This is a genomic window from Hymenobacter terricola (assembly GCF_017921975.2).
GTDB lineage: Bacteria > Bacteroidota > Bacteroidia > Cytophagales > Hymenobacteraceae > Hymenobacter > Hymenobacter terricola.
In genome coordinates this window covers 115,542-131,158 of sequence record NZ_JAGEMO020000003.1, presented here as the reverse complement: position 1 = coordinate 131,158, position 15,617 = coordinate 115,542, and the positions used below count along the sequence as shown (strand labels likewise).

At 61.4% G+C, this 15,617-nt stretch carries 15 protein-coding genes; 9 read left to right on the top strand and 6 right to left on the bottom strand.

Annotated elements, in window-relative coordinates; translation table 11 throughout:
* The first annotated feature begins 142 nt into the window (after positions 1–142).
* Positions 143–1,153: an ABC transporter ATP-binding protein gene (locus tag J4G38_RS03765; RefSeq protein ID WP_210515484.1), complete on the top strand. Its 1,011-nt coding sequence runs from the start codon at positions 143–145 to the stop codon at positions 1,151–1,153.
* A gap of 177 nt (positions 1,154–1,330) precedes the next feature.
* Here the strand turns inward: J4G38_RS03765 and J4G38_RS03760 are convergent, their stop codons facing one another.
* The gene (locus J4G38_RS03760; protein ID WP_210515486.1) at positions 1,331–1,690 is read right to left on the bottom strand and encodes a CoA-binding protein; all 360 of its coding nucleotides are present in this window, start codon (positions 1,688–1,690) and stop codon (positions 1,331–1,333) included.
* 134 nt (positions 1,691–1,824) lie between these two features.
* Entirely contained in the window at positions 1,825–3,396 is a 1,572-nt protein-coding gene (locus J4G38_RS03755; protein ID WP_210515487.1) for an NAD(P)/FAD-dependent oxidoreductase, read from the bottom strand.
* A 181-nt stretch (positions 3,397–3,577) separates the two neighbouring features.
* On the opposite strand from J4G38_RS03755, the gene J4G38_RS03750 reads away from it, so the two are divergent.
* A complete protein-coding gene (locus tag J4G38_RS03750; protein ID WP_210515488.1) occupies positions 3,578–4,900 on the top strand; it encodes an MFS transporter in 1,323 nt (440 codons plus the stop codon).
* 133 nt (positions 4,901–5,033) lie between these two features.
* Positions 5,034–5,243: an LPXTG cell wall anchor domain-containing protein gene (locus tag J4G38_RS03745; protein ID WP_210515489.1), complete on the top strand. Its 210-nt coding sequence runs from the start codon at positions 5,034–5,036 to the stop codon at positions 5,241–5,243.
* A 136-nt stretch (positions 5,244–5,379) separates the two neighbouring features.
* Here J4G38_RS03745 and J4G38_RS03740 read toward each other — a convergent pair whose 3' ends face one another.
* Positions 5,380–6,369 carry a tryptophan 2,3-dioxygenase family protein gene (locus J4G38_RS03740; protein WP_210515490.1) on the bottom strand — a complete coding sequence of 330 codons (990 nt, stop codon included), beginning with the start codon at positions 6,367–6,369 and terminating at the stop codon, positions 5,380–5,382.
* A gap of 288 nt (positions 6,370–6,657) precedes the next feature.
* Here J4G38_RS03740 and sdaAB point away from each other — a divergent pair, with 288 nt between their 5' ends.
* The 6 genes from sdaAB (at position 6,658) to J4G38_RS03710 (ending at position 12,580) form a co-directional block, all read left to right on the top strand.
* Entirely contained in the window at positions 6,658–7,338 is a 681-nt protein-coding gene (gene sdaAB, locus J4G38_RS03735) for an L-serine ammonia-lyase, iron-sulfur-dependent subunit beta (RefSeq protein ID WP_210515491.1), read from the top strand.
* A gap of 72 nt (positions 7,339–7,410) precedes the next feature.
* Positions 7,411–8,961, top strand: a complete 1,551-nt coding sequence (locus J4G38_RS03730; protein WP_210515492.1) for a TolC family protein — start codon at positions 7,411–7,413, stop codon at positions 8,959–8,961.
* A gap of 90 nt (positions 8,962–9,051) precedes the next feature.
* Positions 9,052–10,461, top strand: a complete 1,410-nt coding sequence (locus J4G38_RS03725; RefSeq protein WP_210515494.1) for an efflux RND transporter periplasmic adaptor subunit — start codon at positions 9,052–9,054, stop codon at positions 10,459–10,461.
* Positions 10,462–10,663: 202 nt separating this feature from the next.
* The gene (locus J4G38_RS03720; RefSeq protein ID WP_226163128.1) at positions 10,664–11,653 is read left to right on the top strand and encodes an NAD(P)H-dependent glycerol-3-phosphate dehydrogenase; all 990 of its coding nucleotides are present in this window, start codon (positions 10,664–10,666) and stop codon (positions 11,651–11,653) included.
* Positions 11,654–11,690: 37 nt separating this feature from the next.
* Positions 11,691–12,155: an HAD domain-containing protein gene (locus J4G38_RS03715; RefSeq protein WP_210515496.1), complete on the top strand. Its 465-nt coding sequence runs from the start codon at positions 11,691–11,693 to the stop codon at positions 12,153–12,155.
* On the top strand, positions 12,152–12,580 hold the full coding sequence (locus J4G38_RS03710; protein ID WP_210515498.1) for an EamA family transporter: 429 nt from the start codon (positions 12,152–12,154) through the stop codon (positions 12,578–12,580). The genes J4G38_RS03715 and J4G38_RS03710 overlap by 4 nt, the downstream gene beginning before the upstream one ends.
* Before the next feature lie 88 nt (positions 12,581–12,668).
* Here J4G38_RS03710 and J4G38_RS03705 read toward each other — a convergent pair whose 3' ends face one another.
* The 3 genes from J4G38_RS03705 to J4G38_RS03695 all read right to left on the bottom strand — a co-directional run bounded on the left by J4G38_RS03705 (position 12,669) and on the right by J4G38_RS03695 (position 15,610).
* Positions 12,669–13,166 (bottom strand): cupin domain-containing protein, encoded by a 498-nt coding sequence (locus tag J4G38_RS03705; RefSeq protein ID WP_210515500.1) that lies wholly within the window; start codon positions 13,164–13,166, stop codon positions 12,669–12,671.
* 107 nt (positions 13,167–13,273) lie between these two features.
* On the bottom strand, positions 13,274–15,028 hold the full coding sequence (locus J4G38_RS03700; RefSeq protein WP_210515502.1) for a hypothetical protein: 1,755 nt from the start codon (positions 15,026–15,028) through the stop codon (positions 13,274–13,276).
* On the bottom strand, positions 15,029–15,610 hold the full coding sequence (locus J4G38_RS03695) for a Maf family protein (RefSeq protein ID WP_210515504.1): 582 nt from the start codon (positions 15,608–15,610) through the stop codon (positions 15,029–15,031).
* Between the last annotated feature and the right edge of the window lie 7 nt (positions 15,611–15,617).

Below are 15,617 nucleotides of genomic sequence, written 5' to 3'. Positions count from 1 at the left end.
TGGCCCCAGGCTTTCGGCGGCCTTGCAATGGGGCGGCGGCTTATTACTGCGTGAGGCAGTAGCTTCGCCGTGGCGTTAGCGTAAGCCTGGCCCTGATTTTGGGGCGAAAGCTGCGGAATGCCGTTTTCGCTTTTTGGTGCTCATGGAGTTGCTCACCGTTTCCGGCATCAGCCTGGAGGAACACGGAACCACGGTTCTGCACAACATCAGTTTCCGCCAGCCGGCGCGGCACAAGCTGGCGCTGGCCGGCGCCTCGGGCACCGGCAAAAGCACGCTGCTGCAAGTTATTGCGGGCCTCATTCAGCCCAGCGCCGGCGAAGTGCGCGTGAGCGGCGACCGGGTGCGCGGCCCCGCCGAAACCCTGGTGCCCGGCCACCCCGGCGTGGCCTATTTGTCGCAGAAATCGGACCTGCCGCATTCCCTGCGCGTCGAGCAGGTGCTGCGCTACGCCAACAAGCGCCCGCCGGCCGAAGCCCAGGCCCTGTATGAGCTGTGCCGCATCGACCACCTGGCCGAGCGCCGCACCGACCAGCTCTCCGGCGGCGAGCAGCAGCGCGTGGCCCTGGCCCGGCTGCTGCTCGCCGCGCCCCGGCTGCTGCTGCTCGATGAGCCGTTCTCCAACCTCGACCGGGTGCACAAGCGCATCCTCCAAACCATCATCGACGAGCTGGGCGCCCGCCTGGGCATCACCTGCCTGCTGGTGTCGCACGACGCGGCCGACACCCTGCCCTGGGCCGATGAAATTCTGGTGCTGCACCGGGGCCGCGTGGTGCAGCAGGGGCCGCCCGCCCAGATTTATCATCAGCCGGTAGACGAATACACCGCCGCCCTGTTCGGCGATTATAACCTAATAATGGGGGCCGACCGCCAGGCGCTCGCTCCCAGCACCAGGCGCATAACCGCCGCAACCGCGCTACTGGTGCGCCCCGAGCAAGTTCGCCTCGGGCCGCCTGCTACCGGCGGCGACGGGCTGGCCGGCACGGTGCGGGCCGTTCGGTTTTATGGCAGCTACTACGAGCTGGAAATCGAGCTGCCCGCCAGCACCATCCGGGCCAGAACTGCGGCGGCAGCTTTTGCGCCGGGCCAGACTGTAGCGGTTTCGGTGACGCCCGGCACTGGCTGGGAGATGAAATTGCCCGTGGCTCAGGCTTAACAGGCGGCCGGTTTTACAAAAAATACCCCGGCAGAAACTGCCAGGGTATTTACGTGCAAACCACGAGAGGTCAGTGGTTTTACAAGCATTCGTTCAAAAGTAAATGGGTTATCAATTACTCATTGTCGGTTGTTGACCAGGATGTTGACTAACACCTAACAACCACTAACTAACAACTCAATATTGCCCAATCGAAAGCAGCACCAGGGTGCAGGCTTCTTCCGTCTGGATGCCGCGCTGTTGGGCCAGGCGCTCCAGCTCCGGGTTTTCGGTGCCGGGGTTGAAAAGGATGCGCTTGGGCTGCAGGTCCAGAATGTAGTCGTACCAGGCGGGCTGGTTTTGTGGGCCCACGTAAAGCGTCACCGTGTCGATGTCTTTTTCCAGCGGCCGGTCCGTGTGAATGGCCATGCCCGCTACTTCGCCCTGGCGAATGCCGACCGGCACCACTTCGTGGCCGTGGTTTTTGAGCATGTGCGCCGCCCGGAAGGAGTAGCGGGATGGGTTGTCCGAAGCACCAAGAACAAGAGTCTTTTTCATGTTGATTTCAACGTTGAATTTTCAGCGGCAGTTTTTGACCAGGCCAGAGCTGCCGGCGGTAATACTATAAGGAAGCATGATTACGCAGCCGCGCTTGCCGTGGTTAGCAGGCCGCCGCGACTACCGAACAAACATTATCCTTTAACAATTGCAAATACGGCTTCCGCGCAGCGCTCCCCGTCCATGGCCGCCGACACGATGCCGCCCGCGTAGCCCGCGCCTTCGCCGCAGGGAAACAGGCCCGCCACCACCGGATGCTGCAACGTGTCCTTATCGCGCGGGATGCGCACGGGGGCCGAGGTCCGGCTTTCCACGCCCACAATCTGAGCGGCATTGGTGGCGTAGCCGGGGATTTTGCGGCCGAAATCGCGGAAGCCCTGGCGCAGCCGTTCGGCCAGCGCATCGCCGAGCACCTCATCCATCGGCACCGCCACCAAGCCGGGCTGGTAGGAAGTTTCGAGCAGGTTGGCCGAGGTTTTATTCCTGAGAAAGTCGCCCAGCAGCTGCGCGGGCGCCCGCTGGGTGCCGCCGGCCGCCTGGCAGGCCCGCTGCTCAATGGCTTGCTGAAAGCGCAGGCCGGCCAGGGCACCGTATTGTTTCAGGTCCATGTCAACCAGCTCCACGGCGGCCACAATGCCGGAATTGGCAAACTGCGAGTCGCGGCGGCTGGGGCTCATGCCATTCACCACCACTTCGCCGGGAGCCGTTGCGGCCGGCACAATGAAGCCGCCGGGGCACATGCAAAACGAAAACACGCCGCGCTGCTGCCCGCCCACCTCCGTTTGGTGCACCAGCGAGTAGGAGGCTGCCGGCAGCAGCCCGCGCTCGGCCCGGCGGTACTGGGCCTGGTCAATCAGGGCCTGCTGGTGCTCCACGCGCACCCCCATCGCAAATGGCTTGGCTTCGATGAGCACGCCGCGCCGGTGCAGCAGCTCGTAAATATCCCGCGCCGAATGGCCGGTAGCCAGAATCGTGGCGTCAGCTTCCAGCGCCTCGCCCGTCGCCGTCACCACCCCGCGCAGGCGGTTATTTTCCAGCAGCAGGTCCGTCACACGGGTTTCGAAGCGCACTTCGCCGCCCGCTTCAATAATGGCTTCGCGCAGGGCCTGCACCACGGCCGGCAGTTTATTGGTGCCGATGTGGGGGTGGGCGTCCACCAGAATGTCGGGCGTGGCGCCGTGCTGCACCAGCCGGCGCAGTACCCGGCCCACGTCGCCGCGCTTGGTGGCGCGGGTATATAATTTGCCGTCGGAATAAGTGCCCGCGCCGCCTTCCCCAAAGCAGTAGTTGGAATCAGGGTTTACGAGCTGCTCCTTATTGATAGCGGCCAGGTCTCGGCGCCGTGCTCGCACGTCGCGTCCCCGCTCCAGCACAATGGGTTTTAGACCCAGCTCAATGCAGCGCAACGCGGCAAACAGCCCCGCCGGGCCGGCACCAATAATAAGCACTGCCGGTGAATGTATTTTCACATTTGGATAAACAAACCAAGGGCCAAACAAATCGGTTGGGGGAGGTGTCCGGTATACATCGGCCCGGAGCCTCACCAGCGCCTGGCGGCCCCTGGCATCGATGGACCGCTTGCGGAGGTGGATATAATCGGCCTCGCCGGGCTGTAAACCGGCTTGGCGAAGCACGGCTTCGTACCTGGTAAACTCATCGAAAGCTACTTCGGGAGCGAGCAGGATTTCCAGTTCTTGTTTTAACATTTGTGTAATATGAAAGGTAGTTATCCTTTGATTTAAAACACCAGATTCACATATGAATTAGGCGCTCAGTCAACTATTGGCAAAGGTACAATCCTGCGCTGGGCACTGGTTTTGCGCACCGTTGAACAGGTAAAGGGAGCCTGCGTTGGAAGCCCCGGTCGCCACCGCTTTTATTTGCCGCATGACTGTGCTCTCCGCTTCTCCCACCATCTCGCGCCTGCGTTCCATCGTCAGCGGCTCCATTGGCAACCTGGTGGAGTGGTACGACTGGTATGCCTACTCGGCGTTTGCGCTGTACTTCGCGCCGGTATTCTTCCCCAAAGGCAGCCCCACGGCGCAGCTGCTCAGTACCGCCGCCATCTTCGCAGTGGGTTTTCTGATGCGGCCGCTGGGCGCGTGGCTGCTGGGCGCGTATGCTGACCGCCACGGCCGCCGGGCGGCGCTGCTGCTGTCGGTGCGCCTCATGGCCGGCGGCTCGCTGTTGATTGCGGCCACGCCGGGGTACGCCCGCATTGGGGTGGCCGCGCCGGCCTTGCTGCTGCTGGCCCGGCTGGTGCAGGGCCTCAGCGTGGGTGGCGAATATGGCACTTCAGCCACCTACCTGAGCGAGATGGCGGGAGCGCGACACCGGGGCTTTTGGTCCAGTTTTCAATACCTCACGCTGATGGGCGGGCAGCTGCTGGCCCTCATTGTGCAGCTGGGCTTGCAGCACCTGCTCACGCCTGCCCAACTGGGCGATTGGGGCTGGCGGGTGCCTTTCATCATCGGGGCAGTGGCGGCGCTGGGGGCCTTGTACCTGCGCACACACATGGGCGAAACCGCCGCTTTTGAGGAGCACCGGCGCGGGGTGGCCGCTGCCGGAGCCGAAGGCGAAGGCCGCGCTCCCACGGTCAGCCAAATGCGGGTTCTCATGCAGCACCCGCAGGCAGTGCTTACCGTGGTGGGCCTCACGCTGGGCGGCACGCTGGCTTTCTACACGTTCACCACGTATGCCCAAAAATTTCTGGTCAACACTTCGGGCTTTTCCAAGGAGCAGGCCACCCTTATTTCGTTTGGGGTGATGGCCGTGGCGCTGCTGTTTCAGCCCTTGCTGGGCGCTATTTCCGACAAAGTGGGCCGCCGGCCGGTCCTGCTGATGTTTGGCATCGGGGCCACGCTGGGCACGGTGCCGCTCCTGCGCCAGCTGGCCCACACGCACGATGCCTGGGTGGCTGCGGGCTTGCTCATCGCCGCGCTGTTTGTCGTGAGCGGGTACACGTCCATCAGCGCGGTGGTGAAAGCAGAGCTTTTCCCCACGGAAATACGGGCGCTGGGCGTGGGGCTGCCGTTTGCGCTCACGGTGGCCATTTTTGGCGGCACGGCCGAGTATCTGGCTCTTTTCGCCAAGGACCACGGGGTGGAAGAGTGGTTCTATTGGTACGTGACGGGCTGCGCGCTGCTCTCGCTACTTGTGTACTGGCGAATGGGCGAGACGCGGGCCGAACACGGACAGATGACGGAATAAGAGGCCGGCAGCCCTATATCCGTCAGCCACGAAAGACAACAAATAGCTTGTGAATGGTGGTTTGTATGTGTATATTTAGTTGTAGCAAAATCAGCCATGCTGCCTCACCGCAATTATCTAAACCCCGAGAGCCATGAAAACGATGCTCAAACCGCCGTACGTTTCCACCACGCGGCTACTGCTTACCACCTGCCTGATGTTTGTTGCCGGTATATTGTCCTGGTGGAGTTGGGCGCACACCGGCCAGGGCGGATTTAAGTACGCACTGGTTGGCTTGGTCATCGTCGCAGCCGCGCTGGCATTTTTCGGCCGCTGGAAAATGTATGGCAACAACCGACGGTAAAAGCTTTTTAAAGGCAATACCCCGCAAAATGACGCTCAAGCCATTTTTGCGGGGTATTGCCTTTATGCGGTATCGCGAAGCAGGCCCTGATAATAGACCTTTCAGGCGGGTTGATTTAACGCTGGCGGAGCCAACTCTACGCACTCACGCCTTCCAGCACTTGCTCAACCCATCCTTTGCCCCAATCTTCCAATTCCTGGGCCGTCCATAGCTGCGGGTAGAAGATGCGGCGCTGGAACTTGGGCGGCAGGTAGCTGCGCCAATTGGTGCCGCCGGTCGCCGCCACGTCGGTGGGGTTGCGCTGCAGGTAGCGCACCGCCGATTTGAAGTGCATCAGCGGCCAGTTCACGTTCACGCTCACGTCGAGCTGGCGCATGGCGCGCAGCAGGCGAGGGTGGTGCTGGTCTTCGGCGGGCAGGCGCTGCACCACGGCCCACACGTTGCGGTTTTGGAACGCGGCGGCGTGGCGCACGAGGTCGGCGGTGTATTTGCGCTCGAATTCGATGAGGGTAAGGGCTTTGGCGCCGCTGGCCTCGATGGTGGCGCCGGCTTTCCAGTAAATGCAGCCCAGGAGCTGGTCGAAGTCGTGGGCGGCAGCCTCGCCCAGGGTCTGGCGCTTCACCTGGTCGGTGAGGTTTTCGAGGCTGGTGCTGGCAATCTCAATCATGCGGTACTGCACCGACTGGAAGCCCGAGGCCGGCATGAGGGCCATGCGAAAGTCGAGAAACTGCTGCTTGTCCATGCCATCCACCATCACGTCGAAGGAGTCGATGAGGTTGTCGAAATAGCGGTTAATACGGCCCAGGCGCAGCACTACTTCGCCCAGCGTGGGCTGCTGCAGGTCGCCAATCTGTTCGTACTCGCAGAGGCAGAGCTTGAAATACAGCTCCGAAATCTGGTGGTACATGATGAAAATCCGCTCATCGGGCAGGTTGGTGAGCGGGCGTTGCAGGGAGAGTAAGGTGTCTAGCTCAATATAATCCCAGTAATTAATGTATTTGGCGTGGTAGAGGCCTTCGAGATAAGCGGCCAGGTCCTGGCCGTCGGGGACGTATTTATCCTTTAGCCGGCGCAGCTGCGCTAGTACAGCGGGAGAAAACTCGTCCGTGGTGGGAAGGGCGGACATGTGGGGAAGGGGTGAAGTGAGAGGGAAAAAGAGGAGCCTATTGGCTGGGTGGGCCGTGGCAAATATCGTTAAAATACTGTGGTTTCAAGGAGCGGAATTAGGCGGCGTGCCTAACAATCCGCAACCTATGTGGTTGGGCCGCATCTTTGTTGCGAATTCTGGAGCTTAAATGCCTTTAAGTCGAGCTTTTTATCGAATACTTTGTGGGGCCCGCCCGCCCGTCCAACTGCCCGGTGTGGCTCAAATCCGCTACTTTTAGCTCCGTAACCGTATTGATGGCGCAAGCCCATGGCCGAAAAATCCAGCATTTTTGATATGATTGGCCCCGTGATGATTGGGCCCAGCTCGTCGCACACGGCCGGGGTGGTGCGCATCGCGCGGGCGGCCATCCGCATTCTGGGGGCCGTGCCCACCGAGGCGGTGGTGACGTTCTACAACTCGTTTGCCCGCACCTACGAGGGCCACGGCTCCGACCGCGCCATTGTGGCCGGCCTGCTCGGCTACGCGCCCGACGACACCCGCATCCGCACGGCCTTCGACCACGCCGAAGCGGCCGGCCTGCAGTATACCTTTCAGAGCGTGGGCAATGCCTCCACCATGCACCCGAACACCATCAAGGTGAACCTGCTGGACGGGGCCACGGGCCACCGCGTGGAGGTGGTGGGCCAGAGCCGGGGCGGCGGCGTTATTCGCATTGTGGAGGTCGATGGGTTTTCGTCCGACTTCTCGGGCGCGCTGCACACGCTCATCGTCGATGCCCAAGACGTGCCCGGCTCCATTGCGTTCATTGCCTCGGTTATTGCGCACGACCAGTGCAACATCGCCACCATGTTTGTGAGCCGGAAGGGCCGCAACGACGCGGCCCGGCAGTTTATTGAGATGGATAGCCCGATTAAGGAAATAACGCTGGCGTATTTACGTCAACTGAGCTGGGTGCAGCGCATCACCTACATTGCAACGCTGGAATGACGGCGCGGAAATGTAATAAATAGCTTTTCCCTTCGATTAAGCTACCCTGGAAGCACCAAAATTTTCTGCGAGATGAAACGACGTATTACCCTTTCGGCTGTGAAATCCCGGCCGCTCACGCTGGCGGGAGCCTTGCTGCTGGCTACCGCCGCGCAGGCCCAGACGCCTGCCATTCCGGCCTCGCCGCCCGCAGCAGCGCTGGCCGGCCCGGCCCAGGCCGCCACCGGCCCCTGGACCCTGCAGCGCGCCGTGGACTACGCTCTGGAGCACAACCTGGGCGTGCGCCTGAATAGCCTCTCGGCCCAGAACAACAAGGTTGTCCTCAACCAGAGCAAGGCCGCCTTGCTGCCTTCGGCGAACCTCAACGGCAACCAGACCTGGCAGTTTGGCACGAGCGTGAACCCGCTCACCTACGAGTATCAGAGCCAGACCATTCGGGCCAACAACTTTTCGGCCGTGTCGCAGCTGGTGTTGTTTCAGGGCTTTCAGCTGCGCAACACCATCAAGCGCAATGCGCTGGACTACGAGGCCAGCGTGCAGGACATTGAGAAGGCCAAGAACGACTTGAGCCTGAACGTGGCGTCGCAGTTTCTGCAGCTGGTGCTGGCCCAGGAGCTGGTGCGGGCCAATCAGCTGCACGTCGATAACGACCAGGCCCAGCTGGACCGCGCCAAAATCCTTCTCAAAGCCGGCAGCATTCCCGAAAGCACGGTGCTCGATACGCAGTCGCAGCTGGCCACTGACCAGCTGAACGTGATAACGGCCCAGAACCAGGCCGACCTGGCCCGCCTGGCCCTCATGCAGCTGCTGAACATTGACCCGGCCACGGCCAAGAACTTCCAGATTGACGTGCCCCAGCTGGCCGACCCCGACGAGGAAGCACCCTACAGCCTCGACGTGAACCAAGCCTTCCAAACGGCCTCGACGAGACTGCCCGAGATTAAGGCGGCCGAGCTGCGGGTGCAGAGCGCCCGCCGCAGCACCGACCTCACGCGGGGCGCCTACTACCCGCGCCTGTTCCTGTCGGGGCAGATTTTTACGGGTTTCTCGTCGTCCTCGGTGTCGCGGGTGATTTCGGGCACATCGGCGGGGACCCCGTTTCCGCTGGTAGTGCTGGATGCCGCCGGCAACCCCGTGCCCGGCACCAGCGGCTACACCGTGCAGCTGCCCGGCCAGCCCACGTACGACGTGCTCCCGGTCAGGTTTTTCGACCAGCTGAATAATAACCTGGGCAAGCAAATCCAGTTCGGCCTGTCGGTGCCCATTCTCAACGGCTTGCAGGTGCGCACGGGCGTGCAGCGGGCCCTGCTCAACGAGCAGTCGGCCACGGTGCGCGCCGAGCAGGCCCGCCTCACCCTGCGCCAAAGCATCGAGCAGGCCTACGCCGATGCCCGCGCCGCCCAGCTGCAATACTCGGCGGCCAAGCGCCAGGTGACGGCCCTCACGCTCACGCAGCGCAACTCGGAAATCCGCTTCAACAACGGCTTGCTCAACGGCACCGAATTCAACATCGCCAAAAACAACCTCACCTTCGCCGAATCAAACCGCATTCAGGCCAAGTACAGCTTCATTTTCCGGCGCAAAGTGCTCGAGTTCTATCAGGGCAAGCCGCTGACACTTTGAGCAGTTGTTAGGTGCTCGTTGTCAGTTATTAGGCTGATAACGAGCACGGAAACAACCTGACGACGGCAACCAACAACCGACAATTACTACATGAAAAACAACCGTTTACTCTACATCCTGATTGGTTTGGTGCTGGTGCTCATTGTGGGCTACACCGTGGCGAAAAAGCAAGGCTGGGTGGGCAAGCCGACCGGCGTCGAAGTCCTCGCCGCCAAGGCCGGACCGGCCAATATCGTGGAAAAAGTCAGTGCCTCGGGCAAAGTGCAGCCCGAAACCGAAGTGAAAATTTCGCCCGATGTGTCGGGCGAAATTATTGAACTGTACGTGCAGGAGGGCGATTCTGTGCGCAAAGGGCAGCTGCTGCTCCGCATTCGGCCCGATAACTACCAGGCCCAGGTGGAAATGCAAAGCGCCCAGGTGGGCACCCAGCGCGCCAACGTGGGCCAGGCCCAGGCCCGCCTCCAGCAGCTGATGGCCAGCGCCAAGCAAACCGAGCTGACCTACCGCCGCAACGCTTCGCTGTACAAGCAGAAAGTCATTTCGCAGTCGGACTACGAAGCCAGTCAGGCCGCTTACAATGCCTCGCAGGAGGAAATTAACAGCGCCAAGCAAACCATCCGCGCCTCGCAAAGCACTGTGACGGCCGCCTCGGCCTCGCTGGAAGAGGCCCGCAAAAACCTCAACAAAACCACGATTTATTCGCCGGTGAGCGGCACGGTGAGCAAGCTGAACGTGAAAAAAGGCGAGCGCGTGGTGGGCACCACCCAAATGGCCGGCACCGAAATCATGCGCATTGCCAACCTCAACAACATGGAGGTGCGCGTGAACGTGAACGAGAACGACGTGAACAACGTGAACATCGGCGACTCGGTGGAGGTGGAAGTGGATGCCTATAGCAACAAGGACGAGAAATTCCGCGGCCTCGTCACCAACATTGCCAACACCGCCAAGGACGCCCTCACGGCCGAAGCCGTGACCGAATTTGAAGTGCGCATCCGGCTGCTGCCGGAAAGCTACAGCCACCTGTTGCGCACGGTGCGCGGGCACATCATCGTGCCGTTCCGCCCCGGCATGACGGCCTCGGTCGACATCATCACGGACCGCAAAGGCGGCGTGCTGAGCGTACCCCTGGCGTCGGTGACCACCCGTTCCGATTCGGCCAATGCGAAAACGGACGCAAAAGGCGGCCCGCAAATTCGCTCCAGCCGGGGCAATGGCACCGCCACGGCCGTGGACCCAAAAAGCGCGCCCAAGGCCGAAATTCAGGAAGTGGTGTTCGTGATTCGAGATGGCAAAGCGGTGCTGACGCCCGTGAAAACCGGCATCAGTGACTTCCAGAACATCGAAGTGCTGAGCGGCGTGAAGGCCGGCGACCAGGTGGCGAGCGGCCCCTTCCGCGCCGTGGCCAAAACGCTGAAAGACGGCTCGCACGTGGAAATCAAGGATGCCAAAACCCTGAATAAGGAAGCGCTGAAGGACGACCCGGACGCGGCGAAATAAGGTCGCAAGCTGGTCAGAAGACGTCCAGAGAACGTCATGCTGAGGGAAGCCGAAGCATCTCTACCGCAATAGCAAATAGTTACTTGCGCGGTAGAGATGCTTCGGCTTCCCTCAGCATGACGTTCTTGATTTCTTAGCCCGTAACGTTCTTGGTTTCTCACTCATGGCGTTCTTCGCTGCTCAATACTAAACTCCCACCTACTTGGAAAAAATAGCCATGCTTGGCGGCGGCTCCTGGGCCACCGCTCTCACCAAAATACTGTCCGAAAATGGCGCCCGCGTCGACTGGTGGCTGCGCTCGAAAGAGGACGTGCAGCACTTGCTGCGCACCCGCCACAACCCCCGCTACCTCTCGGCCGTGCAGTTCGACCTGAACCGCGTGCACCCCACCACCGACCTGGAAGAAGCCATCGAGGAAGCCGATTGGCTGGTGCTGGCCGTGCCCGCGGCTTTCGTGCAGCCCGTGCTGGATAAGCTGGACCGCGACTCGCTGAAACACAAAAAGGTTATTTCGGCCATCAAGGGCATGATTCCGGGCAAGAACCAACTGGTGACCGATTACGTGGTCGAGCGGTTTCGGCTGCCGCGCACGCAGGTGGGCGTAATTGCCGGGCCCTGCCACGCCGAGGAAGTGGCCCTGGAAAAACAGAGCTACCTCACCATCGGCTCGCCCGATGCGGGCCTTGCGCTGGCCTTCTGCGAGCTGCTGCGCAACCGCTTTGTGAGCGCCCACCCGGCCTCCGACCTCGACGGGATTGAGTACTGCGCGGTGATGAAAAACATCATCGCGCTCACCGGCGGCATTGCGCATGGCCTGGGCTACGGCGACAATTTCCTGGCCGTGCTGGTGAGCAACGCGGTGCAGGAAATCCGCCGCTTCCTGCAAGCCATCAACCCCCAGCCGCGCGACCTATCGGCCTCCGCCTACCTCGGCGACTTGCTGGTGACGGCCTACTCGCAGTTCTCGCGCAACCGCACCTTTGGCGGCATGGTGGGCCGCGGCTACTCCGTGAAATCGGCCCAGCTGGAAATGAACATGGTGGCCGAAGGCTACTACGCCGTGAAATCCATCCATGAGCTGAACAAGAAGCTTAAGGTGAATATGCCGATTACGGAGGCGGCCTATAACATTCTCTACGAGCGGATTTCGCCGGCCGTGGAGCTGGAGTTACTGAAGGAGAAGCTGCGGTGAGATTCTGTCGGATTTTGGGTTTTTGAATTGATTTGACATGGTAATTCTCCTGGATATTGATGGGGTTTTAGTGACGACCCCAGCGTGGCGGGCCGTGGAGCTTCAGGACGATGGCTTTATGAAGTTCAATGCACGCGCCGCGAATAACTTGGGCCGTATCATCGACCAGACCCAGGCAAGGATTGTATTGACTACGTCACACAGAATCAATTATTCGCTTGGCGAATGGCAAGTTATTTTGCAGACCAGAGGAATTAATTCACCGCTAATTGCTAAAATCAATGATGTGGCAACCCTTAACTGCATGGGCGACCGGGCCGATGAAATAGCAGAGTGGGTTGCAAGCCGCAGCGATGGAGAAACGTATGTGATTATTGACGATGACCTTTCAATCAATCGATTACCGGAAGCCATAAAGGCGCGGTGTGTGCTTACAAAACCACTGATTGGTCTGGACGAAGAAGCCATGACCAAAGTGCTGGATATTCTCCTCACCCCATGAACTGGCTTCCCCTCGCGCTGCTCACGGCCCTGTGCCTGGCGCTCTACAACTTCTTCATCAAGCTCGCCGCCAACCATCTGCCGCCCGCCGTGGGCGCGGTGGTGCTGCAGCTGGTAGCTGCCGCTCTCGGGGCCGCGTGGCTAGTGAAACTGAAGCTGCAAGGGCAGCCGCTGCCCGTGACCAGCCAGGGCCTGGGGCTGGCGGCTCTGGCTGGGCTGGGCGTGGGGCTGGCCGAAATCCTGACGTTCGTGGTGTTTCAGCGCGGGGTGAATTCCTCGGTGGGCACGCCGGTGATTGTGGGCGGCTCGGTGCTGCTCACGGCAGTTTTGGGCCTGGTTGTGCTACGGGAGGCCCTGACGCTGTCGCAGGCCGGTGGCTTGCTGCTGATTGTGGTCGGCATTGCGCTGCTGGCACGCGGGCAGTAGGAGCCGCTCAGCAAGGTGGAATTTGTGCCCGTTTCAAAACGCGTACGAAAGCCCGGCACCAAACGCATTCCGTCCGAAGCAGGCTTGGTTATTTCGTGAAATAATCCGGGGGAAATACTTCCTGGTTATACTTCCCGGCAAGGGCTTGCAACTCTTTTAGGGCGTCGGGGCCCAGTTCGGGCTTGGGCAAAAATGCGTCGGCAGCCACGGGCTGGCCGATTTCAGCAAAAAATTTCTCCAGGCCAGCGGGCACGACTACGCACAGCAGATGCGCCACGGCCGTCGACTCATTGGTGAAGCTGTGGATGGCGCCGCCGGTAGGTATGTCCACGAAGGCCCCTTTTTTAGCGGTGTACGTCTGGGTTTCAGACCGTACGACTACTTCACCCCCAATCACAAAAAAGGCCTCCTGAATTTCGGCATGGGCGTGCGGCCCGGGCCCGCCGCCGGGGGGCACCAGCATATCGATGATGGCATAGGCGCCCGCGGACTGCTCGCCGCTAACGAGGACGCGGTACGTGTCGCCAACCACCGAAATGGCGAGGCCAGCCTGGGGGTCGAGGGTTCGGATGGAAGTGGGGCGCATAGCGGTTGGATTGGTTGAAATCTAAAATTGGGTACACCAATGTACCATCAAAGCGTCCGAAGGAGACGTTTTTGTTGCGTTCGGCCTGCCCCGGTTAGCCCTAAAAATTATGGCCTGGGCACGGCAAAAATTTCTACCTGGGAGTTGGCAAAAGCCGGTGGGAAAGCAAAAACGGGTTGGAATGCGCCGCGCTTATTGGGGAAGGCCACCACGTACGCGTAGCGGCGGGTGGGGCGGCGAACCATATCAATCTGCCACGGCCGGTCTGGCGCGGTGGTGTGGGCGTAGAAACGGAAAAACAGCTCGTGCAGCGGCTCCGGGGCCAGCACCGGGCCGGCGGGCTGCCGCCGCAGCCACTCAAAACCGGCGCGATAGGCTGCGGTGGTGGTGCGGATTTGCCGGTTTAAGAATTCCACATAATACGTTTGGTAGGCTGCGAAAACGGCAAACGCGGCCACCAAAGCCCGCCCCGACCAGCGCCGCAGCCAGGCCGGCGCCGGACGGCGCAGCCACGCATCAGCCAGCAGCGCCAGCAAGGTGAACAGGAAAAACGACTTGTAGAGCAGCACCCGCTCGGGGGCAAATACCCGTTGCACGAGCACCAGCGCATAAGGGAATAGGGCAAACCACAGGGTGGCGCTGCCTAAATGCAACGGCTCGGGGCTGGCGAAATGGTGGCGGCGAGCCCTCCACAACCAGTAGCCGGTGCCCGCTATGGCAGCCAGCACGAGCAAGCCGCCCACCGTGCGCTGCCCAGCCAGGAGGCCTTCCGTAAACCATAGATAAGCCGGGAGTCCGAGCCAAAAAACTGCCGCTGGTTGAGCGGTGACGAACCCATTGCCGAACAGTGCCCCGGCGCCAGAAATTAGCACCAACGGCGCGTAAAGTGCCGCGACGCCAGTTGCAATGGCTGCTGACATTGCCAGCAGAATGCCCAATTGCGGCCAGTGGCGGCGGTAGAGGCTGCGCCCGCCCAGCCACGCCAGGGCCGAGGCCAGCGCATACGCAAATGTGGGGATGGTGTAGAAGCCCGCCAGGCTGGCCAGCACCAAACCCACCCACGCGGCTCGTCGGGGGCCGCCCGGCTGGTCCAGTACCAGGGTGCAGAAAAACAGGATGCCGACCAGTGAAATCAACAGCCAGTAGCCCCGGCCGGCACTGGCGTTGTACAGGCTCAGCTGCAGCCAGCAAAAACCGGCGGTGGCCCAAAATGCCACCCGGAAATTGGCCCAGCACAGCAAGCCCGCGAATAATCCCGCCGTGCCCGCCGTGCTCACGAGCAGAACCGGCAACCGCATGCTCCACCAAAACCCTGGTTTTAACCGATAAAATGCCCAGCTGATGGTGTTGGATAGAATATGATTGTTGGGAATTGGATAGTAGCTACTCACGGCCAGCAAGCCTTTGCTGACGAAGTATTCGTACGAGGCAATTTCTTCGGGGTGCAGGGGCTTGCTGAGGCTGAAGTAAGTTCGCAACGCGGTGAGGACTGCCAATCCCAGCCACGCCCCAAGCCGGGCGCGCTGCGGCAGCAGCTGCCAGCGATGCGTGATTGAATTCCAGCCCTGGCGTATTTCCGGAGCCAGCGCGGCCAGCTCGCGACGGCCCGTGGCCGACCAGGCCAGCCCGCCGCCGGCTATTCCCAGCCCTGCCGCCACAAGGCTGAGCGCCAGTTTAACGCCTTGAAAGCCCGCCGCCGTGAGGGGCTGAATGTGCCAATGCTCGTGTTCCGCCGCGATGCCATCCAGCGCCAGCACCTCGGCCAGGTCAGCGCCAGCCAGCACCGCCGCCGCGTAGGCCGCGCAGGCTGCAACGGCCAGCAGGCCCACAATCCAGAAAAAACGGGGCGACGGGCCGGGCATTTAGGGACGGGTGGGCAGGGCGCCCAGTTTCTCCAGCTCTTCCCAGACGCGGTGCGTGGGCAGGCCCATTACGGTGAAGTACGAGCCTTCGAGGCGGCTGATGCCCACCATGCCCAGCCAGTCCTGCGCGCCGTAGGCCCCGGCTTTATCGAAGGGCCGGGCCGTGGCGATGTAGTGGCTGATTTCGGCCGGGGTGAGGGGGCGGAAATAGACCGTGGTTTGGTCCGAGAACACGACCTGGCGCCCGTCGCCGGTGCGCAGGCACACGGCGGTGAACACGTCGTGCGCCCGGCCTTGCAGGCGGGTGAGCATGGCGGTGGCTTCGGCTACGTCGGCGGGTTTGTTAAGGACATCGTCGTCCAGGCACACGATGGTATCGGCCGTGAGTACGACTTCATCAGGGGCGAGGTCGTGCGCGTAGGCGTCGGCTTTGCGGGCCGCCAGGTACTCGGCTACTTCGGCCTGGTGCAGGTGAGGCGGGAAGTCTTCGTCCACTTCGCGCAGCCGGATTTCATAGGCCAGGCCCAGGTCGGTGAGCAATTGGCGGCGGCGGGGCGAGTTGGAAGCTAAAATCAGTTTCATTCAGAAG

Coding starts and splice junctions, on each gene's coding strand:
- J4G38_RS03760 (WP_210515486.1), bottom strand. CDS start 1,690: ATGAAAAAGACTCTTGTTCTTGGTGCTTCGGACAACCCATCCCGCTAC.
- J4G38_RS03740 (WP_210515490.1), bottom strand. CDS start 6,369: ATGTCCGCCCTTCCCACCACGGACGAGTTTTCTCCCGCTGTACTAGCG.
- J4G38_RS03750 (WP_210515488.1), top strand. CDS start 3,578: ATGACTGTGCTCTCCGCTTCTCCCACCATCTCGCGCCTGCGTTCCATC.
- J4G38_RS03700 (WP_210515502.1), bottom strand. CDS start 15,028: ATGCCCGGCCCGTCGCCCCGTTTTTTCTGGATTGTGGGCCTGCTGGCC.
- J4G38_RS03730 (WP_210515492.1), top strand. CDS start 7,411: ATGAAACGACGTATTACCCTTTCGGCTGTGAAATCCCGGCCGCTCACG.
- J4G38_RS03745 (WP_210515489.1), top strand. CDS start 5,034: ATGAAAACGATGCTCAAACCGCCGTACGTTTCCACCACGCGGCTACTG.
- sdaAB (WP_210515491.1), top strand. CDS start 6,658: ATGGCCGAAAAATCCAGCATTTTTGATATGATTGGCCCCGTGATGATT.
- J4G38_RS03725 (WP_210515494.1), top strand. CDS start 9,052: ATGAAAAACAACCGTTTACTCTACATCCTGATTGGTTTGGTGCTGGTG.
- J4G38_RS03765 (WP_210515484.1), top strand. CDS start 143: ATGGAGTTGCTCACCGTTTCCGGCATCAGCCTGGAGGAACACGGAACC.
- J4G38_RS03710 (WP_210515498.1), top strand. CDS start 12,152: ATGAACTGGCTTCCCCTCGCGCTGCTCACGGCCCTGTGCCTGGCGCTC.
- J4G38_RS03755 (WP_210515487.1), bottom strand. CDS start 3,396: ATGTTAAAACAAGAACTGGAAATCCTGCTCGCTCCCGAAGTAGCTTTC.
- J4G38_RS03705 (WP_210515500.1), bottom strand. CDS start 13,166: ATGCGCCCCACTTCCATCCGAACCCTCGACCCCCAGGCTGGCCTCGCC.
- J4G38_RS03715 (WP_210515496.1), top strand. CDS start 11,691: ATGGTAATTCTCCTGGATATTGATGGGGTTTTAGTGACGACCCCAGCG.
- J4G38_RS03695 (WP_210515504.1), bottom strand. CDS start 15,610: ATGAAACTGATTTTAGCTTCCAACTCGCCCCGCCGCCGCCAATTGCTC.